A 24,779-nucleotide genomic window follows, 5' to 3' on the forward strand; every position below is an offset into this window, starting at 1 on the left:
CATGTTTTGTTATTGTTGAGATTGTAAATAAGTATCTAAAATCTCACCTAATTTCTGTATATCATAAATTTGCCAATGATCATCAACTTTTCTCATTTTAACTACGAGATCATTCACAACATCTGTATTATCTAATTGAATCTGCAAGGTGAGTACAGCTTGAGAATCATTCACCTCACTACTTTTTATACCTTTATAATTGGCACCATTACCTTTGGCTAAAGCAAGTAAACCAACAACATCCCCACTAACACCTTCAATTGTATTTGGTATATTGATGTCGCCACTTTTTATACCGTTTTCAACTTGTTCTTTTACTGTAGAAACAATAGCCGGTTTCATCATGGCCATAAAACCAGTGGCAATATCTAATTGTCCTTGGTTCTTACTCATTTGATAATTTACATATTGATCAACAATTGAATTTAAAACATTGTCTAAGTCAACATATTCATTAAAGCTATCAATATCCTTATCGTCTATAGCATGTTTAATCTCTAGAAAAGTAACTTCGGGTGTATCTTTTAGATTATAAACATAAAAACCCACTCCAGCACCTAAAATTAAAATCGCAAGTAGTGCAAATACTATTTTCTTATTCATTTTTTATTTGTTAAAGGATAATTTATTTTGATGAGAATATATGCAATAATCCTGCAACAGGTGTATAAAACAATAAAATTTCTGGATTTTCTAATAGAGTATCGACAACAGAACTCACGGAAATTTCTAATTCTTTTTCATCGTCGACTTTAGGTTTAATCAGTTCTAATTGTTGATCAAATTCTTTGGGATAACCACTTTCTTCAGAAATTTGATCTTTTACCTTTTGAAACTTATTACTGTGCTGTTTAAAAATGATGGGCCACAATGCAGGAAAAAACTTAAAAGCTCGACCAGTATTCTTGATATTGATTTCTAACAAATCCATCAAATTATAGGGTTTTTGACCGTATAACTCAACTGCTTTGTCAAGTTCAATTTGCATTTGATCATGAATCTTTTCACTCAAAGCATAGATTTCTTCCTCGGTAACATCCTCAATATCCTTTTCCCCAATCATTTTATAAGGGCTAATTCTTTTACCTCTAACAAAAGTGAGGTTAGCAGGGAAGGCAAAATAAAACAACCAAGGTTGTATAGGAATCATGGTGGTCATAAAACCCAAAGGAAGGAATGGTATACCTAATTTTTGGACAAAATCGTTAATAAGTGAAACACTGTAGCTAAATGGATTAATGTATTCTCCATTTACAGTGGCAAAAGGAATGATATCCGTTTTATATTTTATACTCATTCTTAGCGTTGATGTTGCTAATCGTTGTAGAGTATATTTATTATTAAATCCTTTACCAATTCCGGGAACACCTTCTGGATAAACTAAAACGTTACTAGCATTGGTATGCATAGCTGTTTCATAATTTAGCCATGTTGCATCTACGGCACCCAATTTTTTCCAAAAATTTGGAAGAATAAATGGGTTCATAAATTTACTACGTGAAAGGGCAGGGGCAGTTATTGCTCGAACACTATTTTTTAAATTGAAATCACTTTTTTCGAAAAGGCCTGAAACAAAAGAAATGGCATCCCAGGGAAAAGCCATTCCAGAGTGATTACTCGCATATATTAAAGGAGCATCAGGATTATTTCGTTCAGGTAGTTGATCGAAACCAATAAATTTTATTCTAAAATACCCTTCATTAATATAATGAAGAAGCAATTTACTAATACTATAGGCATAACCGAGATCAAAATGATCGTCTAGTATATGAGCATTCTCCTTAATTTCTTTTGGAGCATCCTCTCTAATTAAAGATAGACTATGGTTTTCTCTTGTTGGAATATCCACTTTTGATTCGGTTCCTTGCAGCATATAAAAATAGGTTTGTACTATTATATGATTTCAACTTTCGTCTATCAAATTTACATATAAATAGATAAACTAAAAAGAAGTAATGCGTACATCCTAAATCTATGTACTGACTTATAAATTCATTGACATAAAATTACCGTATCCGTTGGTCAACTGTCCGTAAAAGAAAATATCGACAGATACTAAAACAGCAACTATTACGGCTAAAGCTGCAAATGCATTTTGTACTAACATCTTTTTCAAGAAAACTTGATAACATTTTAGGATAACAGCAATATTGGCAATGATTAAATAAATAGTAAGCAAAATAGTCATAACAAAAGGAGTTTAATTTTTTAAGAGCTACCATTATAAACCTAAATTCAGAGAAGAAAGTTTTAACATAATTGAAAAAAAATGTGAATGATGTCGAATGATATATAATACTACTTTTCCTTTTACATTTATTTAAAAACCTCTAGAATATTAGTATATTGTAAAAACAACTATTCACTTATTTAAAAACACCAAGCACACATGAATCAAACAGTTAAGGAAACACCAATAGTACAATTGAGTGTTAAACAGGAGAAGTTTGCGAAAAAGATGCTTAATCCTTTTAAGTTTAAACTCTTTACTTTAACACAAGTACCTTTAGGGTTTATAGCAGGAATGAAGTTAGAATCCTTGGAAGGGGAACAGTGTACGACTTCTCTACCTTACAAATTTTTGAATAAAAACCCTTTTAAATCAACCTATTTTGCTGCTCAAAGTATGGCTGCTGAATTGTCAACTGCAGCATTGGGGATGCTTCACCTAAGTGATCATTTAAAAACCATTGCTTTTATTATTGTTGATATGGAGGCAAAGTTTATAAAAAAGGCAACTGATAAAGTAACATTTACTTGTGTAGATGGAGAAATGGTACAAAAAGGAATTGAAAAGGCTTATGAAACAGGAGAGTCGGTTGAAGTGAAAATGAAAACAGAAGGGAAAATGCCCAATGGTCAGGTTGTTTCTACTTTTTACTTCACTTGGTCATTTAAGAAAAGAAAGTAATTATTTGATTTTATCTATTAAAGTAAGAACATAAAAAAAAAAGCAGATCACAAATTGATCTGCTTTTTCTAGTGTTGTGTGTGCGATTGTGTGTTTCAAACAATCAAGAGACGTTCTCAAAATCTCTCGATCTAGCATTGTGTTATTACTATATTGTTTATCGGTATTACAAATCAACTAAAAGTGTAATTAATACGCAAATCATTAGTGTAATTTTTACATTTTAAGTTCAAATTTTAACATATTTAAACAAAATTAATAACCTAATGCCCTTCCATCGCCTCTTTTAACATCTGAGGCCCCTTCTAATGTCGAATCTTTTCGAATTAAAATACAATCCATTTTACCTAATTGCTCTGTTATTTCTAAGTCGTGCCCCATCGATCTCAGTTTTTCTATAGTCTGATCACTAAACGCACCATCTTCATAATATACTTTGTCGGGCATCCATTGGGAATGAAACTTTTTAGCGTTAACGGCTTCTTGCATATTCATACCAAATTCAGATACATTGACTATAGTTTGTAATACCGATGTAATAATTGTTGATCCACCAGGAGTGCCAACAACCATAAATAACTTCCCATTCTTTAATATAATTGTTGGTGTCATGCTCGATAACATTCTTTTTTCCGGTTGGATCTCATTTGCTGTGCCACCTACTAACCCAAATTGATTAGGTACTCCAGGCTTAATACTAAAGTCATCCATTTCGTTGTTTAGGAAAAATCCACCACCTTGAACGAAAAGCTTACTTCCGAAATTACCGTTAAGCGTTGTAGTAATTGATACAGCATTTCCTTCTTTGTCTACTATAGAGAAATGAGTGGTTTCGAAACTTTCTATGGTGAATACATTTCCTGCTTTTATCTCTTGAGAAGGGGTGGCTTTATTAGGATTAAAATTTTCTAATCGCTGTCTTAAATATTTTTTTGATAATAAAAGTTCGGTGGGGACATCAATAAAATCGTCATCACCTAAATAGGTCGCTCTATCAGCATAGGCTCTTCTTTCTAATTCGATCAAAGTGTGAGCCCATTCGAAATCATTGAACGACATACGGTTATTATCAATTTCATCTAAACATTTAAGAATTTGAGCTAAGGCAATACCTCCAGAGGAAGGAGGAGGCATACTAATCAATTGAAGAGAATCTTGAAAAGTAGCAGTGATAGGAGTCCTCCATTTTGCTGAATATGCATCTAAGTCTTTTTGTGAGATGATACCATGATGTTGATTCATTTCATCAATAATTGCTTGTGCCACAGTACCTTTATAAAAACCACCTCTTTTCTTTTCTTGAATTAACTTTAAAGTTTCGGCTAATTTTTGATAATGAATTCGATCACCTTCTTTCCATTCGGTAGAAGTCGTGAATGGTATTTTTTGAGGATTAACTTCATTAAAATCATCAAGATATTGATTTATTTTTTTTGCTTCTTGATCAGTTAAGATAACCCCGTTTTTTGCTAAATCTATAGCAGGTTGTAGCAAGTGTTTCCAAGGTAAATGACCTAATTTTTCATGGATTTTTACCATACCATCCACGGTACCAGGAACTCCAACTGCAAGTGCACCTCTTAGAGAAAGATTATCTATTGTGTTGCCATATTTATTAAGAAACATATCTCTATGACTTTTCAATGGAGCTTTTTCTCTAAAGTCTAAACTTCCGTAAGCGTTGTCTTTGGTGTAATAAACCATAAAGCCACCCCCTCCAATGTTACCTGCTCGAGGGTAGGCAACCGCAAGAGCAAATTGTATAGCCACTGCGGCATCAAATGCATTACCTCCTTGCTTTAGAATATTTAATCCAATTTCGGAGGCTAAAGGATGTGCAGTAGAGACCATTCCATTTCTTCCAATTGTGCCTTCTTCATTTTTTTGTTTGTCAGAATTTGAATGCGAACAGTTAATAAAGAGAAGGAATAAAAAAAGGGTGATGATTTTATTCATTTAGCTAAAATATATTATTTATAATGACTATAATCTTAAAAAAAACATACATAAATATAAGTTTTCAGGCGAATATATATAGGATTATTCAAAAGGTTTTAAATTGCATGTTAAAATAAAAAAACGAAAAAAATTCTAGGAATTTTACAATAGATTATGAGTCTGGAGATACGTAAAGTAACCACTAAAAAAGATCAAAAGGAGTTTGTCAATCTTCAATTTGATTTATATAAAGGAAATACCTATTGGGTGCCACCTATTAAGAAAGACGAATTATCAATCTTTACTGAAGATAACCCATTTGAGAAGTTCTGTGATACCGAATTTTGGCTTGCCTTTAAAAATGGAAAATGTGTAGGAAGAATTGGTGCGATTATCAATCACAAATACAATGAAAAAGCTGACGAAAAAAATGTACGTTTTTCTCGTTTAGAATTTATTGATGATAGAGAAGTAGTTCAGACTTTACTTGAAACGGCAGAAAAGTGGGGTAAAGAAAAAGGAATGACAGGTATTGTTGGACCTTTAGGATACACTAACTTGGACCATCAAGGAATGATGATTGAAGGTCATGATCACTTGCCTTCTGTCGCATCAGAATATCATTTACCTTATTATAAAGAGCATTTAGAGGCTTTAGGTTATGATAAACTTGTCGATTGGATTGAGTTTAGATTAACCCTTGATGAGGAAGTAATCGAAAAAGGAAAGAAAGGAGCGGCACTTTTGATGAGAAGAACAAAAACTAAAATTGTTTCTTTCAAGTCAAACGATGAGTTAATCGAATATGCTGATGATATATTTAACCTTCTAGGGGAATCATTTAAAGATCTTTATAGTGTAATATCATTTGATAAAGAAATGGTAGAATACTATAAGAAGAAGTTCTTGAAGTTATTATCACCTAAATATGTGAAGGTGTTGTTGTCTGAAGAGGATGAGGAAATGTTAGGTTTCGTAATTGGTATGCCTTCATTATCAAGAGCACTTCAAAAAGCCAACGGAAGTATTTGGCCATTTGGATGGTACCATATTATGCAAGCTTTGAAAAAGAATGATACTTGTGATTTCTTATTAACTGCAGTTCATCCAAAATTACAAAGATTGGGTGGTGGAGTAATGTTAGTAGGTGAACTTCAAAGAACAATGCAAGAAAATGGCATCAAATACTTGGAGACCACAGGTATGTTCGAAACTAACCAAAAGGCTATTCAGAACTGGAAAAATTATGATCATATTCAACATAAAAGAAAGCGTTGTTTTACAAAAGCTTTATAAAAATTGAATAGATTTTAGCATAAATAAAGAGAGGTTGATCCATGATATATAGATCAACCTCTTTTTTTACATCTGTGCATTCGCCGATTCCGGAATTGGATTAGGAATGTGTTTTTTATCTTCTCCAATCATCTCACGTATATCAATTTCTATTCCTCTTGACATAGTGGTTATAGGTACATCATTTCCAATACCTTCGAATGGATTCTCTGATACATCACCCACTCTTTCCATCGTAAAGAATATCCAAGAAATAACAATACTAAATGGAATAGTCAACCAAACGAAGTTTCTTACAATGAAGTCAAAAATAAAAAATGAAGAGTAGCCTTGTTCCATTATAGATTGACCTATTTTATCAAATTCGCTCATCAATCCAAGAGGTAGAAGAATAACAAAAATCCAAACGAAGAATAAATTCAGCGTAGCAAACTGTCTAGGATAGGGGTAATTTTTAATACGTTCAGCCTTGCCTTGTAAATCAAATAGTTTTTCTACCAAATGCTGAAACTCAATATGTCTGAAATCTTCAATCAACCCAGTTAATTTTAATTCTTTGAATTGTTGCGATTGTAAATTCAGACATGCATTTGATTTATTGGTATACGAAAAAATCATTTCTTTTTCATTTGGGCTAACATATTCAGCTAAATCTTCTTCTAGAGTTATATTGTATTCTCTAATATTTATATGCTTCATATATTCTTTATCTGATATATTGGTGAAAGATGTTTCCCACGGTTTTTTAGTTCTCAAAGCATGTCTTAAGCAAGTCATCCAAGCAATATGTCTGTGGATGATGGTTTTCTTTATTTCAAAAAACTCTTGATCTGTTCTTTGTTCTAAAGCATGTTCATTGGTAATGAAATCATTCACCATAGTAGCTAGTAATCTAGAAGTATTGACAATGCCTCCATAAATTTTCCGAGCCTCCCAAGCTCGTCCATAGGATGCATTATTTTTAAAACCAATAATAAAAGCTAAAGCTGTTCCTACCAAACCAATAGGCAGCCAAGGGAGTTGTAGCCATTTCCAATTTAAAATATCATATAAGAAAACAGGGATGATAGAAAGGAGTATAAAATGATAAATATATCTTCGGGTCCATTTGACCATGATGGTCACAGAATAGTTCCTTTTAGTATACATCTAAACAGAGTTATTGGGTTAGAAAGTAGTAATTGATGATATAACTAATATACAAATTTTATTAGTCACTGTTAAGATGCTTGTAATATTATAAAGAAATTCAGTAAAACTAGATTCTATTCAAGCGGTATATTTCATTTGAATATTCTGTATTCCATGTACATCTAAACCACTGAGCAGCTTCTATACCTACATATCTCCAATGCCATGCTTCTCTTCTAATTTGGGTGCCTTTACGGAAGTAATAGGAGGGGATCCATCCATATTCATGAGCATGATTCAACATCCATAAAAATAACTTTGTGTTCTCTCCACAATAGCGAATATCAATGGTCGTGAGTAAATGATGTTCTGAATAACCTGGAGTTTCAGCTTGATGTGCACCGTGTTTATTCAGCATATATGTTTGAGTACTTTTATTTCGATAAGACGATTTGATATTAATGACGGCATTGTTTTTATTCGCAGTAATTTTCATCTTCTTGTAAGCCTCAAATGCTGGAGAAATCAATTTATCATCACCAATGTTTACATAGTTATATTGATCAAGTTGTACATAATCTAAATAATTGAAAGGCACGCCAATTGGTAAATTCATAAAATCATAATTAATGAATTTAGGATCAATATCGACACCTTCTTTTTGGGCGACAAACGTACTTAGATTAACTCTTAACTTCCAATGCTTAGAAAGTTTTTCTGATGTGCAATCCTGACCAAAAAGTGAGTGGGTACAAAAGAGAATTAATATCTTGATAAAAAAGTTTTTCATGTTGCACGGTATCACGATCTTACAATAAGCAACAATAGAATTGTATGAACGTAAAAGGATGTGGTAATATCAATTTAAAAAATAAAAAAAGGGTAAATCCGAAGATTTACCCTTAAATATAAAATCTATATTTTCAATCTACAATTATGCGTTGTAGATGTGAGCTACTAGATCAAGAACTTTGTTCGAGTATCCGATTTCGTTGTCATACCAAGATACAACTTTAACGAAAGTATCAGTAAGAGCGATACCAGCGTTAGCATCAAATACTGAAGTTTGAACTTCACCGATAAAGTCGTTAGAAACAACCATATCTTCAGTGTAACCAAGAACACCTGCTAATTCACCTTCTGAAGCTTTTTTCATTTCAGCACAGATTTCAGCGTAAGTAGCTGGCTTCTCTAAGTTTACAGTTAAATCAACAACTGAAACGTCTGGAGTTGGTACACGGAAAGCCATACCAGTTAATTTACCGTTCAATGCAGGAATTACTTTACCTACAGCTTTAGCAGCACCAGTAGAAGAAGGAATGATGTTTTGACCAGCACCACGTCCACCTCTCCAGTCTTTCATTGAAGGACCGTCAACTGTTTTTTGAGTTGCAGTAGTAGCGTGAACTGTAGTCATCAAACCGTCTTTGATACCCCACTTGTCGTTAAGAACTTTAGCGATAGGAGCTAAACAGTTTGTAGTACAAGAAGCGTTAGAAACGATATCTTGACCAGCATATTCGTTGTTGTTTACACCCATAACGAACATTGGAGTTGCGTCTTTAGAAGGAGCAGACATAACAACTTTCTTAGCACCAGCAGTGATGTGCTTACGTGCAGTTTCGTCAGTTAAGAATAAACCAGTTGATTCAACAACTACTTCAGCGCCAACTGCGTCCCACTTTAAATCTTCAGGGTTACGCTCAGCAGTAACGCGAACTGTTTTACCATTAACAACTAAGTTACCGTCAACGATCTCAACTGTACCGTTGAAACGTCCGTGAGTTGAATCGTACTTAAGCATGTAAGCCATGTACTCAACATCAATAAGGTCATTAATACCTACTACCTCAATATCTTCTCTTTCTACAGATGCACGGAAAACGAAACGACCGATACGACCAAAACCGTTGATACCTACTTTAATTGCTGACATAATTGTTATTTAAATATTAAATTAATAAATAATTTTTCTAACTATTTTGATAAACGATAGACACGCTTAATTGTTCTTATCATTTACACTTGCAAACATATATTAGTATCTTCTGTTATGGAATGATATTAATCATTATTTGATGGCAATTTTACTAGTTTTTGCATTTTTGTTAAGTGTATCAAATACTTTTAAATCAAGCTTTTAAGGTATAAGAAAAGGGATTTAAAACCTTTTTTTGATCTTAAATCCCTAATAATGAATGACTATAAATAAGTGTATTTTGTTCTGTTAATGCAATAAATACTTTATATAATCTTATTTGTATGTTTAGACTTTAAATAGTGATTAACTATTATTTGCTAAATTATTTTTTTGCTTTGATTTTTTATCACCAAAAATAAAATCTACAAGACTTCTTACCTCTCCATCTTTGTTGGCTTGTTGGAATCTCTTAAAGATTTGGAAGTGTTTTTCTGGATCAACATTAAATTTGTCTTTCCCATCTTCCAATTTCATTTTTGATCGGTGGAAAAGTTGACGACAGTGATCTGCTTTTTTCTTAGCAATCTCTGTAATCTCGTTATAATTTAAATTGAATGCTTCTTTTAATAGATAAACCCCTAATTCAGAATCGTTCAGACGTTTCATCATATTTCTTAAACCTTCAGAAATTTCTGAGGCTTTATCAGATGACCATTGATCGAAAGGATCGAACTGGAAGTTATGCGTAATGTTTGACCAATTATCTACAAGATGTTCTTTTTTTCTTTTAAGAGCTTCTAAGTGATTAAGACAGGTATTGGTTATCGTTTTGATTAGATAATTTTTAATGTCCTCGATCTTCGAAAGATCGACTCTCATAATTTTCAAAAAAGTTTCTTGTACCATGTCTTCGGCATCGCTGGCAACCCCAAGGATTCTGTAAGCCACTGCATACAATAGCGGCCTATATTCTGTTATGGCTTGTTCTGCTGACATACTAGTTACAAGTGATAGTATATTTATTGTAAGTCCTAACTATGGACCGTCATATCTTATTATGTCTGCAAGTTAATAATAATACTATTAAAACAGTGAAGATTTTCAATAATAAATACAATTTCTAAAGCAATTAATACAATATTCAACTCCACTTAATATGATGGTAAATGATTCAATTTTAAATGAATAAATATTCACTTAAAATTTGTAGTCCATATTTTATTATGCGTATAATAAATTAAAGAATAAAAAAGAGCACTAGGAAACCTAATGCTCTTTTATTCATAACCTAAAAACTAACTATTACTCTTATCTTTCTATATATTTTTTATCAGTTTGACTGATGTATTTATCTTATTTTCATTATTAATAACGACTATTTTTTATTTGAGTTAAGTTAGTAATGTCAATATATTTTAACTTTCTTTTAGATCATAAGAAAGGAATAAAAAAAAGAGCTAGGAGAAACTCCAAACTCTTTTTAACCCAAAAACTAACTATTACTCTTATCTTTCTATATCTTAAATCAGCATTTACTGATGTGAATACCTATTCATTTATTTGTTATAACGAACTTTAGTCATTAGGGTTTAAATGATATTGTCAATAACATTTAATATTAATTCATGGCTTAAATAAGCTAAGTAATAAAAAAAGAGCCAGGAGAAACTCCAAGCTCTTTTCAACCCAAAAACTAACTATTACTCTTATCTTTCTATATATCTTTAATCAGTTTCCTGATATTATTTCTTTCTGAATTCTAACTATTTAACGGTAAGTTTAATAGGTAGGTTTCTAATAATTTGTCAATAAAAATTAACATAAAATTATCATAAATATTAATGTTTTAATACAAAAAAAGAGCTTGGAGAAACTCCAGGCTCTTTTTACTAAAAACTAACTATTACTCTTATCTTTCTATGTATCTTTAAATCAGTTAAACTGATTGTGAATATCAATTCATTTATTATATATAACGTTCAATCTTTCATTTGGTTTAAGCGATATTGTCAATAAGATTTAATAGAATTTATCTGCTTTAAAGGACAAAAAAAGAGCACTAGGAAACCTAATGCTCTTTCGTCATAACCCAAAAACTAACTATTACTCTTATCTTTCTTTATATCTTAAAATCGAATAAACGATTGATTTGTCTTTTATTTGTTATAGTTTTTTAACGTTTAAAGTCAGGTGTAGGTTAAGTTTTTATTGTGAACAAAAATTAATGAAATCGACGTGATAGATTGTATCAATTTCCCTATCTAAAAAATAGAATATTATATATTAAAAAACTGATAGTGTGATATTTAATAGGTGATTCAAGAATAGCAGGTAAGGTTAAGTAATTCGACTTTATTTATATAAATACAAAAAAGAGCTTGGAGAAACTCCAGGCTCTTTTCAACCCAAAAACTAACTATTACTCTTATCTTTCTATGTATCTTTAAATCAGTTAAACTGACTGTGAATGTCTATTCATTTTATATAATTAGTAACGCTATTTATGATATTTTAGTTTTTGTGAAATTGTGAATAAGCATTAACGTTTTGATGAGTTTTTGAAACACAAAAAGAGCATCAGGTTTCCTGATGCTCTTTTTAACATAACCCAAAAACTAACTATTACTCTTATCTTTCTATATATCTTTAAATCAGATAATCTGATTGTGAATGTCTATTCATTTTATAGTTATAATAACGATATGTTTGAATTGAGGTTTTAAAAATAGAGTAAATAAAATTTAATCAATTTTAACAACTTTATATCGTTAAACTTATAGCTGAGAGAAATTCAAGTATAGATATAAAAAAAAGAGTTAGGAGAAACTCCTAACTCTTTTATCATAACCCAAAAACTAACTATTACTCTTAATCTTTTATATTTTTCAACTCAGTAAACTGAGTGTGTTTCAAAATTTGATGACACAAATATAATTGATCAATAAATCAGATTATACTTTTCGTTTCTAACAAAATATAATACAGATTAATGACTGTAAATAATTAGAATAATACTTGTACTTCTTTTTTTAGTTCATTTAAAGCCAAGTCGGTAGGAGACATTTCCTCCGCAATACTTTGCTCTAAAATCGCTTTTGCTAATTCAACACCATGGGCATCTTTATTTAATGCTTTCGCCGTCGAATTAATAAAAGAAATAGATTGTTCCTTTGCACCTCTTACCATTTCCCATAAATCTGGGGAAATGTAGATTTGTTGCGATAGGTTATGGTTAAATTCTTCCTTGATCGTCATAATTAAAACTTGTTGAGTAGTGATTGCGTCTAACTCCTCGTAATTCGTACGATCCAATAATTCTCTATAAGATATTCTTTCCAAGAACAAAGCTAGCCTTTCATAAGCTTGAAGCTTTAATGGTAGTGTTTGCTCTTGTTGATCTGTTTTCATTTTGATAGATAACACATCATATTCCTTTTGTAGGAACATTTTTACTATATAAAACGCACTTACAAGGACAATACCCGCTGGAAGTGTCATTTTTAATAAGTCAACTAATTCTGTGGTCATGGTTCTTTTAAAAAATTTGATGCAATATTAGTAACCTCATCTGTCTATATCAATTTTTAAAGGTTAAATTGATGAAAACAGCTATTAATTTGTTTTCCTGTAAAGTAATACTGCAAGTGAATTAATAATAACCCCATATATCCCAATAATATAGAAATTCATTTTAACATCAGCCCAAGAAGCACCTTTTAGTAATACGTTTCTCATGATCTCAATAAAATACCTTACAGGATTTAATAATGTCAGATCCTGAGCCCAACCCGGCATGTTTTCGATAGGGGTAAACAAACCACTCAATAAGACGAAAACGATCATAAAGAACCAAGCGATAAACATTGACTGTTGTTGTGTGTCGGCTAGAGTGGAGATAATTAAACCCAAACCCAATACAACAAACAAGTACAGCATGGCAAAAGAAAAGACAATGTAAAGTGGACCCTGAATTGGGATATCAAATACTAGTTTTGCTAATGTTAATCCCAAGCTGAGGACAAACATACCAATACACCAAAAAGGAAATAGTTTTCCGATTATAAACTCCGTTTTGGTAATAGGCGTAACATTCAATTGTTCTATGGTACCAATCTCTTTTTCTTTCACAATATTCATTGAAGTAAGAAACATACCAATCATACTTACCAATAGCACCAAAAGTCCAGGTACCATATAAAATTTATAGTTTAGACTGTTGTTGTACCAGTTTAAATTGGATATTTTGATGTTCATCGAGGGTTTTCCTAACAATAATCCATGTTCTTGAATGTAATCGTCTTGAAAATCTCGGATGATAGACTGTGCATAATTTACAGAAACACCCGCACTCATTCCATCAATGGCATCCACTTTAGCTGATAAATTGGTCGGTTGACTTTGGATGATATTTTTCTCGAAATCTTTAGGGATTTCTAAAATGATTACTGCTTCCCCTTTTTGTAAGCTTTCTCCATTATCAGCATCATAAGGTAAATTACTGATGATATTGAAATAACTAGAAGCCTCATATTTAGAGATTAACTGATGCGATACCGGAGATTGATCTTTGTCGATAATTTCTAAATTGATATTATGTATATCAAAAGTAGCGGCAAAAGACAATACCATTAACTGCATAATGGGCATCACAAAGATGATAGGTAACATTCCCTTATCTCTAAAGATCTGTTTGAATTCTTTCTGAAGAATAAATTTAAATCTTTTCATAATTACCCTAATCTTATATTAAATCTTTTGATACTCACCCCAACTAAGAAGATAAATATACCACCTAGAATAGCCGTCTCTTTCCATATTTCAGTCAAAGTCGCTCCTTTAAGCATTAATGCCTTAATGATGATATTAAAATAAGTGGCAGGAATTACTTTGGTCACCATTTGTAATGGAAGTGGCATATTATGAATTGGAAAAATGAAGCCTGATAACAACATTGTAGGTAAAAACAATGCAAATAAGGAGATCATTAATGCCAATTGTTGCGTTTTTGCAATAGTTGAGATAAATATCCCTAAGGCCAATACCACCAAGCAGTACAATAATATTTCGAAGATCAATAAGCCGAAGTGAGCCAATATAGGCACTCCAAAAACAAACTTTCCTAGAAATAAAATAAAGATGGCAATCGTAAATGATAAGGCCAAATAGGGAATCACTTTGCCCAAAATGATGGTTGCAGGATGCATAGGAGAGGCTAATAACACCTCCATGGTACCTGTTTCAATCTCTCTAGTAATGGCTATTGAAGTCATCATGGTACAGATCAACATCAGAATAATGGTAATTAATCCGGGCACAAAAGAGTAAGCCGATTTCAACTCGGGATTGTACCTCATCTGTATTTCTGTATTGATCTGAATGGGAGGTCTTATTCCTTTTGATTTTTGAGCATTTCCATAAATAAAACCTTGTATTTGCCCTTCTAAATAAGCACCAATTTGGGTTCCTGTGTTAGGATCCGAAGCATCGCAAATAATCTGGATATTTGCTGTATTATTTTTTCTGATGTCACTTTCAAAATTCGGAGGGATAACTAGTGCCGCTTTAATTTTTCCTTTTTTGAAAGACTCGTTAATTCCAACCTCATTTTGTATCAATTCATCTACTTGAAAATAAGAGGTGGAGAGTATTTTATCTACTAAAGTATGACTTGCTTCATCGTTCGCTTGGTTCAATAATGCAATTTTCACCTCTTTTATCTCTGTAGAAATAGCAAACCCAAATAATACGATTTGTACAATGGGTATACCGAACAAAATCAATAAAGTTCTTTTATCTCGGAAGATATGATAGAACTCTTTTTTTATAATTCCTTTTAAACGATCCATAACTTTATTTCAGTTTATATTGATCGCCCCTAGCCAAGTGGATGAATACCTCATCCATATTCTGAGCGTTAAATTCTTCCTTTAATTGATTTGGAGAGCCATACCCATGAATTTCTCCATGTACCATCATAGAGATTCTATGACAGTATTCTGCTTCATCCATATAGTGGGTAGTCACGAAAACGGTCATGCCCTGATCTGCTTTTTCGTAAATCATTTCCCAGAATTGACGTCTTGTAATTGGATCAACACCTCCAGTAGGTTCATCTAAAAATACAATTTTAGGATTGTGAAGCGTAGCTACTGAAAATGCAATTTTTTGTTTCCACCCTAGAGGCACTTCTTTCAAGAGTTTTTTCTTGATATCTGTTAAACCAAGACGATCAATGAGCAGGGCACCTCTTTCTTTAATTTCGTTAGAAGAAAGTCCGTAAATACCCCCATAAAAGGTGATGTTCTCCATTAAGGTCAAGTCGTTGTACAGAGAGAATTTCTGAGACATATACCCAATATTCTTCTTAATTTCCTCTTGCTGAGAAAAGACGTCAAACCCGGCAACGCTAGCAGCACCTGAAGTAGGAGAGAGCAGTCCCGTGAGCATTCTCATCGCCGTACTTTTTCCTGCTCCATTTGCACCAAGGAAACCAAATATCTCACCTTTTTTTACATCAAAAGAGATTTTATTTACTGCTTTAAACTCCCCGAATTTTTTAGTGAGTTCGTGTGCTTCAATAATTTTTTCCATATCCCTTAATTTTTAGTCATTAAACGGATAAAAACATCTTCAATCGTTGATTCGATTTTCTCTAATTTTATATCAGATAACCCTTTAGATTCGAGAAATTGATGGATATCAGTAAGGACATCTTCATTTCTTTGATCAGTATAATGCACCTGTTCACCAAATGGAAAAACACTATCAAAATGTTCATATTCTCTTAGGTGTTTCATTAACTGATAATTTCCCTCTTTACATTGAATGCCATAGAGATGTTTATCAAATACCTTGGAGATATTTTGAGGTTGGTCGATATTTAAAATTTCGCCTTTATCAATCAATGCAATTCGATCACATAAATTTGCTTCATCCATGTAAGGCGTAGACACAAAAATCGTAATATCGTGCTCATGCAGCTTCTTGATGATATGCCAAAACTCTTTTCTAGAAACGGGATCAACACCTGTGGTGGGCTCATCTAAGAATAAAATCTTTGGGTAATGAATTAAAGCAGCACAAAGGGCTAATTTCTGTTTCATACCTCCAGACAAAGCACCCGCTTTTCTATTTTTAAAAGGCTCAATCTGTTGATAGATATCTTTAATTAAGTTGTAGCTTTTCTCTATGGTAGTACCGAATATATTGGCGAAGAAAGAAAGGTTTTCTTCAACAGTTAAGTCTTCATATAAAGAAAACTTACCAGGCATATAGCCAATATTATTACGGATGAATTGGTAATCTTTGATCGGAGATTTACCCATTACTTCTACCTCTCCATCATCAAATAATAGGAGGGAAGTGAGGATCCGCATGAGTGTTGTTTTACCAGCTCCATCAGGGCCAATCAAACCAAAGATTTCCTTCGATTTCACATTAAAAGAGATGTTTTTTAATGCTTCAACCTCTTCATAGTTTTTTGATAAATTCTTTACTTTTATCATCACTTTAGAAGTTTATTTCTGCAGGCATTCCAATTCTAAATTTACCGTCTTTATTATCCACCAATACTTTAAAAGCATATACAAGGTTGACTCTCTCTTCTTTAGTTTGAATCGTTTTAGGCGTAAATTCAGACTTTGAAGAAATCCACTCTATTTTTCCTTTAGTGGCATTCATTTCTCCTTCTTTACTATCGGTAAGTACAGTGACTTCCTGCCCCACTTTTACGTTCTGTAATTGATTTGCTGAAGCATAGGCTCTTACTTTCAATTGAGAAAGCTGAGCGATTTTAAATAATGGTCTTCCATAAGAAGTGATCTCACTTTGTTCCGCATATTTTTCTAAAACAACACCGTTAATAGGGGAATGAACTACAGATTTCTTGATCTGTTCATTCAGTACATCAATCTTTTTGCTTAGCGGTTCATATTGACTCATGGTCGCTCTATTGTTGTCTTTAATCTTACGTTTTGTAGCCACTAATTGCTTTTCGTTAATCGCAATGGCCGCATTGATCTCATCCAATTGTTGTTGTGTCGCCGCTTCTGCTTTGAAAAGCTTTTCCAAACGATCTTTATCAGTTAATAATTTTTTATGTTGCTCCTCATATACCGCAATTTGTTCGTGAATGCTCATCACTTTTGATCCTAAACTGCGAATATTGGCGAGTACTTCTTCCTTTTGAAGCGCTAACATTACGGTATCAATCACACCCACTTCCTGATCTTTTTTCAATTGATCACCTTCAGAAATAGTAAACTGAGTTAATGGCCCATTTCCTTCAGCAGAAACAATCACTTCCACTGCTTCGAAATTGCCGTATGCATCCGATTTTTCATCATTCAGATTACAAGAAAAAAGAATGAAAGAGGCACCGAATAAACCGATATATTTTAATGTATTATTGATCTTTTTCATGATTCTAAAATTAAAGCTGACCTTTGATCATCGCTAATTGATAATTGATATGGAGTAGTTGTAATTCGTGAGAAGATAGATTCAACTTCGCATCGGTTAATTGATTTAAAGCCGAAACATATTGAGAAGAAGTGGCGGCACCATTGTCAAGCTTACCCTTTGCTCTCACTAAATTCTTCTCCTGAAGTTTAATGATTTCCTCGTCCTGAGTAATTAATTGCTCTAGCTGTTCTTTATTACCTTCCACTTGAGCAATCTGTGAAGCAATTGTTTTATTAAAGGTTTCCTTTTCTGTATTGATCACTTCTTTTTGGATTTCAACTACTTGTCGTTCTTTTTTATTCTTTCCAAAATCAAATGGCGTCCATGCAAATCGAATACCTACTTGATAGTAAAAATCGCCATTCACTTCGAAAAAGTTATAGGGGTTAGGCGTACCAAATCCACCAATACCATATGCATAAATCTTAGGTAAACGTTTGGCCTGAAGAAGATCGGTGGTCGATTCTGTTTGCTTTAACTGAAGATTATACATCTGAAGTTCCGGTCGGAAGATTTCATCACTAGATTGTCCGATAAGTGGACGTTGTAATGTAATGTTTTGCCATTCACCCTCACGTTCTAACCATACGCATAAAGCCTTCAAAGCACCATTTTTTTGTGCTCTAACAGAATATAATTTTTGTTGTGCTTTATAATATTCTACGCGAAGTCCATCCGTTACACTTGGTAGCACTGCACCTTCATTTTCTAAAGCTTCAACTTCTTTTAACTGGTTCTCAATCTCTTTAATTACTCCTTCCTGAAGCAATTGTTCTTGTTCCTGATAATTCAATGCAGAGAAATAAATATTCGATACCTTTTCTTTGATATTGAATTTCTTTACCTCATTCTCTTGAATTTTTAAGGCGTACTCATTTTCCTTCTGTGTTGTTTTTTTGGTTTTGATACTGCCATCGTAAATCGCATAATCTACATTGACATAGGTGTTCCATTGTGTTTTTGGAATATCTGGAAAAATCTGAGTTTGTCCTACCAAAGGATCAACTGGTGCAATAACATCAGAAAAATAACCTACTTTTCCTTGAAGGGAAATATCGGGTAATCGATCTTTATTGAGACCTTCTTTTTCGGTCATCAACATTTTCTCGTAGATTTTCTGTTGTTCATTTACAGGATGCTTTTCTATAGCTTCCTGTTCGGCTTGTTCAAAAGTGATGATAGTTTGTGCTGTAACGTTTAGCGAAAGCAAACAGATCATCAAAAACAGATAAATGTTTATGTGTGCTCTCATTTTCTTATGCCATCTAATATGATTTTAGGTAATTCTTGTTTTCTCAGTTCGATAAATTCATCAAACGACTGTCCCACAGAATTTGATAATGCAGAAACTAATGGACGAGCAATGAATGGGAAAACACAAGCACCAATTAAAGTTGTAAGTACTTGTATGGTATCAAGTGACTTGTACTGATCGCTTTTTTGTAATTGATTAGTAAAGTTTTTTAAAATGTTTCCCATACGTTCCTGTGGAAAGAAAGGAAGTTTATTTCTTTGTAATTCACCCACCATAAAGACAATCATATCTGGATTTTCTTTTAGTTTGTCCATATAAGCATTAACAAAGAAAGGTACTTTTTCCTCTATTTCTTGTTCAGTAGATAAGATATCTAAAAGGGGCATTAAAGTTTCTTTAGTGACCTGTTTAAAAACTTCTTGGAATAGATTCTCCTTGTTTTTAAAATAGTAGTGAACTAATGCTTTGTTTACTTCAGCACGATCGGCAATCTCTTGCATTCTCGCTCCAGTTTTCCCTTTTTCTTGAAATTCTGCTCTTGCAGCTTGTAATATTTTTAATTTGGCTTCCATAATTTAACCTTTTGGTTAAAACAAATTTAACTAAATGGTTAGTTAAAACAAATAAAACCAAAAAAATATTAAACTATTTATCTTTAGTGTTAGTTAATATCTTTATTATCAGTATTTTTAGAGTAGTGCTATTGTAATAATTAACTAACGAAGCACACTATATCCTAAAAACTACCTCAAATGAAAAAATTAAAATTACTACTAACTGTAGCCTTATTCCCATTATTCTGCTATGCTCAAATCAACGACTTCAAAATGGGGAATTATGACCTTCCTTCTGTTTCTTGGGGGGATAATTATAATATCTGTGAGTTAAATGATTCAACCTATTTTTATTGGGTGAATTATTTTAATCCTTCTAAAAATGGTCATTCATCAGAATATTTTTTATTGAATGAACAGCACCAAATAAAGATGAAGTGGCATTTATACGGTAATGATCAAATTCTGGGTTTTTATAAACTGAATGATTCTAGTGCAGTGCTTTTAAGCAGTCATTTAGACAAGAAAGAAAATCAGTACAAAATCACATCACATTTATGGAAAGGGAAGAAGTGGTTAAAGAAAAATAAAGTGATTAAAACATCATCAAAATCATTCAAAGGAAAGCGAATGATTTTAGAACGAGTGTATTTCGAAGCTAAACCTTCTGGGAATTGGATGTTTGCATGTTACCTTAGAGACAAGAATACAAATGGCGAGTTAGCATTATCACTAATCAATTCTAACAATAAGGTAATCACTTCTCATCAGATTAATTATAAAAAACAAAGATCTCCGCAAGATGTAACATTCGATAATCAGAATACATTGTATGTATTGGAAAAAGAGTATCGAAGGAAAGTGAATTTTGGAGCAGAACAACCTGCAGGATATCCAGAAGCACAGGACAAGTATTTAAGCAATCATTTATTTAATTATAAATTAAAAACGTTAATCGATAACGAATGGATGACCGATAACATCAAATTGGATGCTTATAATGTAAGAAGTCTCCTTATGGATGTTGCTGAAAAGGATGATCAGCTTATTTTATATGGATTTTTATCTGAAAAACGAAAAGATACTGATGTATCCCATATTCTACTTCAAAAGAGACAAAAGCAAACCACCTTATTATCTGATGTAAAACCCCTTGATATTTATAAGCAAAGAACTATTGCAGAAGAATATTATAAATACCGTCCAGAATACGATACTTATAAGGGATCTTATAGCTTTTTTATTCCAAGAAAAATGATTGAGCAAGAAGACGGAACATTGAGTTTTTACAGCGAAGATGTGTGTCAGTATAACACAAAAGACATAGTTCAGAAACATGATATCAAAGAGTTAGTGAGGAAAACCTATTCTTTTTATGGTAGTATTCACTGTATGACTTATGGATATAAATCTTTAGAAATGATTTTACCAAGATTTGGTGATTTCAATATGCAACCTCTAAAAGTGCTGAATGAGGAAGATGATACGTATTTATTCTTCACCAATTTCGAGTCATATGATCAATATGCTACTTCTTATCAAAATGCGTTTAACTTGATAAAAATCTCCAAAAAAGGTGGGGTCGAAGATAAATCTACTCTTTTTGTGACAAGAGAAGCACATGAAAAAGGAATTCAATTGACATCAGGTGTATTTAATCACAATAAATTTATATTCCCAGAGAAAACTTATCATCCCAAAAACAATAATTATCAACTAAGGATGATTAGCTTTAGTCTTAAAGATCAAAACAACTTTAGATAATGAAATACAAAATTTTAGGAAATACCGGTCTTAAGGTGTCAGAACTATGCTTAGGCACCATGACTTTCGGTGAAGATTGGGGAACTGGAGCAAACAAAGAAGTGAGCAAAAAGATATTTGATGCCTTTGTAGAGAAAGGCGGTAATTTCTTTGATACAGCTAATTTTTACACCAATGGTACTTCCGAAAAATTCTTAGGAGAATTTATTCAGCAAGATAGAGATCACCATATTGTTGCTACAAAATATACGTTGATAGAAGACCCAAAACATCCCAACGGATCAGGTAATTCAAGGAGAAATATGATGAATACTGTAGAGGCATCATTAAAACGTTTAAATACCGATTACATAGATGTATTATGGTTGCACATGTGGGACAATACCACGCCAATAGAAGATATTTTGAGAGGAATGAACGACTTAATTTCTCAAGGAAAGGTGGCCTATATTGGTATATCAGATACACCTGCTTGGGTAGTGTCAAAAGGAAATACATACGCACAAGCAAGAGGTTGGGAGCCTTTTTCTGCCATTCAAGTTGAACATTCACTTATAGCAAGAGATGTGGAAAGAGAGCTGCTTCCTATGTCAGATCATTATGGAATGAGCGTTTTGGCTTGGGCACCTTTGGGAGCAGGAATCCTCTCAGGTAAATACAATAAAGGAATGATTGATCAGGGTCGATTATCCGAACAGAGCGTGAAGTTTACGGAACACAATATCAAGATTGCACAAAAGGTGGAAGAAATTGCCAACGGAATAGGGGCGACAACTGCTCAAGTTGCACTAAAATGGTTGATGCAGAAAAATAAAAAAGTGATTCCAATAATTGGGGCTAGAAAAGTAGAGCAAGTAAATCAAAATTTAGGAGTACTTGATATTCAACTTACAGATGCAATGATGGAAGAACTAAATGAGATATCAAAAATTGATTTAGGTTTTCCAAATGCCTTTTTACAAACGGAGAATGCTTTAAAATATTCTTTTGGAGGATGGCATGATAAGATTGATTTTTAATCAAAAACCCCGGATTTAAACCCGGGGCTTCTGATACTTTTCTTATCTTTTCTTATATCCTTTCTTTATACCTGATTTTTCAGGTTTAAAAGACTTCTTTCTTTGGTAAGGAGTCACATTGTCATTAGAATACTTCTTTTTCTTTACTTGGGGTTTATCATCAATATTTAAGTGTGAATAAAGAAACTCCTTATCCAATTCGATGACACCACCTGATTTAAGTTTTCTAATGCGTAATTTTTCAATTGATAAACGAATCAAACGCAACGTTGGAAAACCTACAGATGCAGTCATTTTACGTACCTGTCTGTTTTTTCCTTCATGAATTGTCAATTCAATAAAAGAAGTGGGAATATTTTTTCGGAAACGAACAGGAGGGTTACGTTCTTCTAAATTATCCGGTTTTTTTACCTTTTTACATTTCGCAGGCAGGGTTTTATATTTGGTCTTATTGACCGATATTTCTGTTCCCTTTTCTAATTTCTTAATCGCTTCTTCTGTAATATCACCATCGACCTGAACAAGATAGGTTTTTGCATGTTCAAATTTAGGGTTGAGAAGTTGATGATTAAGGTTTTTATCGTTGGTGATAATCAATAAACCTTCACTATCAAGATCTAACCTTCCGACAGGATAAACATCCGTTGGAAACTTGCCAAGTGATTTTAATGTTGGTCTTCCGTCTGCATCAGAAAACTGAGGCAAGACACCATACGGTTTATTAACTACAAAATATTTATGATTCATTTTTATACAAATGCTGGAGTTCCTGTAATATCAGCCCCTAAAATAAGAAGATGAATGTCGTGAGTCCCTTCATAAGTGATTACGGATTCGAGATTCATCATATGTCGCATGATAGGATAATCACCTGTGATTCCCATACCTCCAAGAATTTGTCTTGAGGTTCGTGCTACATTTAAAGCCATTTCTACATTATTTCTTTTTGCCATAGAAATTTGAGAAGTACTGGCTTTCCCTAGATTTTTTAACTGACCTAAACGCAAAGCTAACAATTGTGCTTTAGTTATTTCAGTTAACATTTCTGATAATTTTTTCTGATTGAGTTGAAAACTACCTAAAGTCTTATCAAATTGTTTCCTTTCTGAAGCATATTTCACTGCAGTTTCGTAACAATCTATGGCTGCACCAATTGCTCCCCAAGCAATACCATAACGTGCTTGATCAAGACATTTTAATGGAGCACCCAAACCATCTTTTCCAGGTAGAATATTTTCTTCAGTAATGACCACATCATCAAATACTAATTCTCCTGTAACGCTTGCTCTGAGTGACCATTTATTATGAATTTCGGGAGCTGTAAAACCTTTCATTCCTTTTTCAACAATTACTCCTTTAATTCTACCCTCATCATTCTTTGCCCAAACCACAGCGATGTCGGCAATAGGAGAGTTGGTAATCCACATTTTACTACCCGACAAGATATAATGGTCTCCTTCTTTTTTCAATCGAGTTTCCATTCCATTAGGATTGGATCCATGATTGGGTTCAGTTAGTCCAAAACAACCCAACAATTCGCCAGTAGCTAATTTTGTAAGGTACTTTTCTTTTTGAGCTTCACTTCCGTAAGCTTCAATGGGATACATGACCAAAGAACTTTGCACAGAAGCTACCGATCGCATTCCAGAATCTCCTTTTTCTATTTCCTGCATAATAAGACCATAAGTGATATAGTCTAACCCGCCACCTCCATATTTTTGATCGACACAAGGTCCGAAAATTCCCATTTCCCCAAATTTCGATATCAAATGATCTGGGAAAGTACAGTTTTGAGCATGAGTTTCTATGATGGGCGATATCTCTTTTTCAACGAATTCATTAATGGAATTTTGAATGAGTTGCTGTTCATCAGTCAGTAAGTCTGAAATAGAATAGTAATCAGTCATATGTGTAGGATGGTTAAGAGTTTAAAATAAATACCAATATTTTAATTAATTGTGTGATATTCTATCCTAAAATTACGGATTTTTTGAACATTTTTTTAACTTCGTGATTCACTTAAAATATAAAATAATGGCTTTCGACGTAGTAGGAAAGATTGAAAAATTATTCGAGACGCAACAAGTGTCTGACAAATTCAAAAAAAGAGAATTTATCCTGTTAATTCAAGAAGGACAGTATCCTCAATACATTAAGTTTCAGGCCACTCAAGATCGTTGTAATTTATTGGATAGTTTCAATGAAGGAGATGATATCGCCGTTACTTTTGATTTAAGAGGTCGTCCATACGACAAAGGTGGTGAGACAATCTACTTCACTAACTTGGAAGCATGGAGAATCCAGCAAGCAGCAGCTTACCAACCACAGGCACAAGCTCCTCAATATGGTGCAGCTCCTTCTACTCCAGCTCCAACACCGTCAGCACCTACAAGTACTCCGGCACCAACTACTCCAACAGAAAATATTGCATCATCTGGCGATGATGTAACTGACGATTTACCATTCTAATTTTTGGTAGTTTGAAATATAAAAAAGGCGATTAGAAAAATTTTTCTAATCGCCTTTT

At 32.9% G+C, this 24,779-nt stretch carries 23 protein-coding genes; 5 read left to right on the plus strand and 18 right to left on the minus strand.

Annotated features, from left to right (window positions below; all coding sequences use genetic code 11):
- Positions 1–9: 9 nt before the first annotated feature.
- The 3 genes from MY04_RS03780 to MY04_RS03790 form a co-directional block, all read right to left on the minus strand.
- On the minus strand, positions 10–603 hold the full coding sequence (locus tag MY04_RS03780; RefSeq protein WP_066206545.1) for a DUF2939 domain-containing protein: 594 nt from the start codon (positions 601–603) through the stop codon (positions 10–12).
- A 22-nt stretch (positions 604–625) separates the two neighbouring features.
- Positions 626–1,873: a hypothetical protein gene (locus tag MY04_RS03785; protein ID WP_066206548.1), complete on the minus strand. Its 1,248-nt coding sequence runs from the start codon at positions 1,871–1,873 to the stop codon at positions 626–628.
- A 111-nt stretch (positions 1,874–1,984) separates the two neighbouring features.
- The gene (locus MY04_RS03790; protein WP_066206550.1) at positions 1,985–2,188 is read right to left on the minus strand and encodes a hypothetical protein; all 204 of its coding nucleotides are present in this window, start codon (positions 2,186–2,188) and stop codon (positions 1,985–1,987) included.
- A 201-nt stretch (positions 2,189–2,389) separates the two neighbouring features.
- On the opposite strand from MY04_RS03790, the gene MY04_RS03795 reads away from it, so the two are divergent.
- Positions 2,390–2,911, plus strand: a complete 522-nt coding sequence (locus MY04_RS03795; protein ID WP_066206553.1) for a DUF4442 domain-containing protein — start codon at positions 2,390–2,392, stop codon at positions 2,909–2,911.
- Between the two features lie 255 nt (positions 2,912–3,166).
- Here MY04_RS03795 and ggt read toward each other — a convergent pair whose 3' ends face one another.
- Positions 3,167–4,867, minus strand: coding sequence for a gamma-glutamyltransferase (ggt, locus tag MY04_RS03800; RefSeq protein WP_066206556.1), 1,701 nt, complete (start codon positions 4,865–4,867; stop codon positions 3,167–3,169).
- Positions 4,868–5,023: 156 nt separating this feature from the next.
- Here ggt and MY04_RS03805 point away from each other — a divergent pair, with 156 nt between their 5' ends.
- The gene (locus MY04_RS03805) at positions 5,024–6,145 is read left to right on the plus strand and encodes a GNAT family N-acetyltransferase (protein WP_066206562.1); all 1,122 of its coding nucleotides are present in this window, start codon (positions 5,024–5,026) and stop codon (positions 6,143–6,145) included.
- Between the two features lie 66 nt (positions 6,146–6,211).
- Here the strand turns inward: MY04_RS03805 and MY04_RS03810 are convergent, their stop codons facing one another.
- The 12 genes from MY04_RS03810 to MY04_RS03865 form a co-directional block, all read right to left on the minus strand.
- The gene (locus MY04_RS03810) at positions 6,212–7,261 is read right to left on the minus strand and encodes a bestrophin family protein (protein ID WP_205960494.1); all 1,050 of its coding nucleotides are present in this window, start codon (positions 7,259–7,261) and stop codon (positions 6,212–6,214) included.
- Positions 7,262–7,403: 142 nt separating this feature from the next.
- A complete protein-coding gene (locus tag MY04_RS03815; protein WP_066206567.1) occupies positions 7,404–8,066 on the minus strand; it encodes a M15 family metallopeptidase in 663 nt (220 codons plus the stop codon).
- 144 nt (positions 8,067–8,210) lie between these two features.
- Entirely contained in the window at positions 8,211–9,212 is a 1,002-nt protein-coding gene (gap, locus tag MY04_RS03820; RefSeq protein WP_066206572.1) for a type I glyceraldehyde-3-phosphate dehydrogenase, read from the minus strand.
- 348 nt (positions 9,213–9,560) lie between these two features.
- Complete coding sequence (locus MY04_RS03825) at positions 9,561–10,193, minus strand: sigma-70 family RNA polymerase sigma factor (protein ID WP_066206574.1); 633 nt, start codon at positions 10,191–10,193, stop codon at positions 9,561–9,563.
- Between the two features lie 2,007 nt (positions 10,194–12,200).
- The gene (locus MY04_RS03830; protein ID WP_066206576.1) at positions 12,201–12,725 is read right to left on the minus strand and encodes a DUF7935 family protein; all 525 of its coding nucleotides are present in this window, start codon (positions 12,723–12,725) and stop codon (positions 12,201–12,203) included.
- An 84-nt stretch (positions 12,726–12,809) separates the two neighbouring features.
- Entirely contained in the window at positions 12,810–13,925 is a 1,116-nt protein-coding gene (locus tag MY04_RS03835; RefSeq protein ID WP_066206579.1) for an ABC transporter permease, read from the minus strand.
- A gap of 2 nt (positions 13,926–13,927) precedes the next feature.
- Positions 13,928–15,043, minus strand: a complete 1,116-nt coding sequence (locus tag MY04_RS03840; protein ID WP_066206583.1) for an ABC transporter permease — start codon at positions 15,041–15,043, stop codon at positions 13,928–13,930.
- A gap of 4 nt (positions 15,044–15,047) precedes the next feature.
- Complete coding sequence (locus tag MY04_RS03845; RefSeq protein ID WP_066206586.1) at positions 15,048–15,788, minus strand: ABC transporter ATP-binding protein; 741 nt, start codon at positions 15,786–15,788, stop codon at positions 15,048–15,050.
- A 5-nt stretch (positions 15,789–15,793) separates the two neighbouring features.
- On the minus strand, positions 15,794–16,702 hold the full coding sequence (locus tag MY04_RS03850; RefSeq protein WP_205960495.1) for an ABC transporter ATP-binding protein: 909 nt from the start codon (positions 16,700–16,702) through the stop codon (positions 15,794–15,796).
- Between the two features lie 4 nt (positions 16,703–16,706).
- On the minus strand, positions 16,707–17,618 hold the full coding sequence (locus MY04_RS03855) for an HlyD family secretion protein (RefSeq protein ID WP_066206590.1): 912 nt from the start codon (positions 17,616–17,618) through the stop codon (positions 16,707–16,709).
- Positions 17,619–17,628: 10 nt separating this feature from the next.
- On the minus strand, positions 17,629–18,912 hold the full coding sequence (locus MY04_RS03860; protein WP_066206594.1) for a TolC family protein: 1,284 nt from the start codon (positions 18,910–18,912) through the stop codon (positions 17,629–17,631).
- Positions 18,909–19,487, minus strand: coding sequence for a TetR/AcrR family transcriptional regulator (locus MY04_RS03865; protein ID WP_066206597.1), 579 nt, complete (start codon positions 19,485–19,487; stop codon positions 18,909–18,911). Before MY04_RS03865 ends, MY04_RS03860 begins: the two co-directional genes overlap by 4 nt.
- Before the next feature lie 180 nt (positions 19,488–19,667).
- Between MY04_RS03865 and MY04_RS03870 the strand changes: the two genes are divergently transcribed.
- Together MY04_RS03870 and MY04_RS03875 are read left to right on the plus strand one after the other, a co-directional pair.
- Positions 19,668–21,233: a hypothetical protein gene (locus MY04_RS03870; protein WP_066206600.1), complete on the plus strand. Its 1,566-nt coding sequence runs from the start codon at positions 19,668–19,670 to the stop codon at positions 21,231–21,233.
- Complete coding sequence (locus tag MY04_RS03875) at positions 21,233–22,252, plus strand: aldo/keto reductase (RefSeq protein WP_066206603.1); 1,020 nt, start codon at positions 21,233–21,235, stop codon at positions 22,250–22,252. Before MY04_RS03870 ends, MY04_RS03875 begins: the two co-directional genes overlap by 1 nt.
- A gap of 42 nt (positions 22,253–22,294) precedes the next feature.
- Here the strand turns inward: MY04_RS03875 and MY04_RS03880 are convergent, their stop codons facing one another.
- Together MY04_RS03880 and MY04_RS03885 are read right to left on the minus strand one after the other, a co-directional pair.
- A complete protein-coding gene (locus MY04_RS03880; RefSeq protein WP_066206606.1) occupies positions 22,295–22,999 on the minus strand; it encodes a pseudouridine synthase in 705 nt (234 codons plus the stop codon).
- A gap of 2 nt (positions 23,000–23,001) precedes the next feature.
- The gene (locus MY04_RS03885; RefSeq protein ID WP_066206611.1) at positions 23,002–24,159 is read right to left on the minus strand and encodes an acyl-CoA dehydrogenase family protein; all 1,158 of its coding nucleotides are present in this window, start codon (positions 24,157–24,159) and stop codon (positions 23,002–23,004) included.
- A gap of 127 nt (positions 24,160–24,286) precedes the next feature.
- Here MY04_RS03885 and MY04_RS03890 point away from each other — a divergent pair, with 127 nt between their 5' ends.
- Positions 24,287–24,721, plus strand: a complete 435-nt coding sequence (locus MY04_RS03890) for a DUF3127 domain-containing protein (RefSeq protein ID WP_066206614.1) — start codon at positions 24,287–24,289, stop codon at positions 24,719–24,721.
- Positions 24,722–24,779 lie beyond the last annotated feature (58 nt).

Source organism: Flammeovirga sp. MY04 (genome assembly GCF_001682195.2).
Classification (GTDB): Bacteria; Bacteroidota; Bacteroidia; order Cytophagales; family Flammeovirgaceae; genus Flammeovirga; species Flammeovirga yaeyamensis.

What these genes read in the sequence shown, in the direction of transcription:
- MY04_RS03780 (WP_066206545.1), bottom strand. Translation starts at nt 603, where the DNA reads ATGAATAAGAAAATAGTATTTGCACTACTTGCGATTTTAATTTTAGGT.
- MY04_RS03785 (WP_066206548.1), bottom strand. Translation starts at nt 1,873, where the DNA reads ATGCTGCAAGGAACCGAATCAAAAGTGGATATTCCAACAAGAGAAAAC.
- MY04_RS03790 (WP_066206550.1), bottom strand. Translation starts at nt 2,188, where the DNA reads ATGACTATTTTGCTTACTATTTATTTAATCATTGCCAATATTGCTGTT.
- MY04_RS03795 (WP_066206553.1), top strand. Translation starts at nt 2,390, where the DNA reads ATGAATCAAACAGTTAAGGAAACACCAATAGTACAATTGAGTGTTAAA.
- ggt (WP_066206556.1), bottom strand. Translation starts at nt 4,867, where the DNA reads ATGAATAAAATCATCACCCTTTTTTTATTCCTTCTCTTTATTAACTGT.
- MY04_RS03805 (WP_066206562.1), top strand. Translation starts at nt 5,024, where the DNA reads ATGAGTCTGGAGATACGTAAAGTAACCACTAAAAAAGATCAAAAGGAG.
- MY04_RS03810 (WP_205960494.1), bottom strand. Translation starts at nt 7,261, where the DNA reads ATGGTCAAATGGACCCGAAGATATATTTATCATTTTATACTCCTTTCT.
- MY04_RS03815 (WP_066206567.1), bottom strand. Translation starts at nt 8,066, where the DNA reads ATGAAAAACTTTTTTATCAAGATATTAATTCTCTTTTGTACCCACTCA.
- gap (WP_066206572.1), bottom strand. Translation starts at nt 9,212, where the DNA reads ATGTCAGCAATTAAAGTAGGTATCAACGGTTTTGGTCGTATCGGTCGT.
- MY04_RS03825 (WP_066206574.1), bottom strand. Translation starts at nt 10,193, where the DNA reads ATGTCAGCAGAACAAGCCATAACAGAATATAGGCCGCTATTGTATGCA.
- MY04_RS03830 (WP_066206576.1), bottom strand. Translation starts at nt 12,725, where the DNA reads ATGACCACAGAATTAGTTGACTTATTAAAAATGACACTTCCAGCGGGT.
- MY04_RS03835 (WP_066206579.1), bottom strand. Translation starts at nt 13,925, where the DNA reads ATGAAAAGATTTAAATTTATTCTTCAGAAAGAATTCAAACAGATCTTT.
- MY04_RS03840 (WP_066206583.1), bottom strand. Translation starts at nt 15,043, where the DNA reads ATGGATCGTTTAAAAGGAATTATAAAAAAAGAGTTCTATCATATCTTC.
- MY04_RS03845 (WP_066206586.1), bottom strand. Translation starts at nt 15,788, where the DNA reads ATGGAAAAAATTATTGAAGCACACGAACTCACTAAAAAATTCGGGGAG.
- MY04_RS03850 (WP_205960495.1), bottom strand. Translation starts at nt 16,702, where the DNA reads ATGATAAAAGTAAAGAATTTATCAAAAAACTATGAAGAGGTTGAAGCA.
- MY04_RS03855 (WP_066206590.1), bottom strand. Translation starts at nt 17,618, where the DNA reads ATGAAAAAGATCAATAATACATTAAAATATATCGGTTTATTCGGTGCC.
- MY04_RS03860 (WP_066206594.1), bottom strand. Translation starts at nt 18,912, where the DNA reads ATGAGAGCACACATAAACATTTATCTGTTTTTGATGATCTGTTTGCTT.
- MY04_RS03865 (WP_066206597.1), bottom strand. Translation starts at nt 19,487, where the DNA reads ATGGAAGCCAAATTAAAAATATTACAAGCTGCAAGAGCAGAATTTCAA.
- MY04_RS03870 (WP_066206600.1), top strand. Translation starts at nt 19,668, where the DNA reads ATGAAAAAATTAAAATTACTACTAACTGTAGCCTTATTCCCATTATTC.
- MY04_RS03875 (WP_066206603.1), top strand. Translation starts at nt 21,233, where the DNA reads ATGAAATACAAAATTTTAGGAAATACCGGTCTTAAGGTGTCAGAACTA.
- MY04_RS03880 (WP_066206606.1), bottom strand. Translation starts at nt 22,999, where the DNA reads ATGAATCATAAATATTTTGTAGTTAATAAACCGTATGGTGTCTTGCCT.
- MY04_RS03885 (WP_066206611.1), bottom strand. Translation starts at nt 24,159, where the DNA reads ATGACTGATTACTATTCTATTTCAGACTTACTGACTGATGAACAGCAA.
- MY04_RS03890 (WP_066206614.1), top strand. Translation starts at nt 24,287, where the DNA reads ATGGCTTTCGACGTAGTAGGAAAGATTGAAAAATTATTCGAGACGCAA.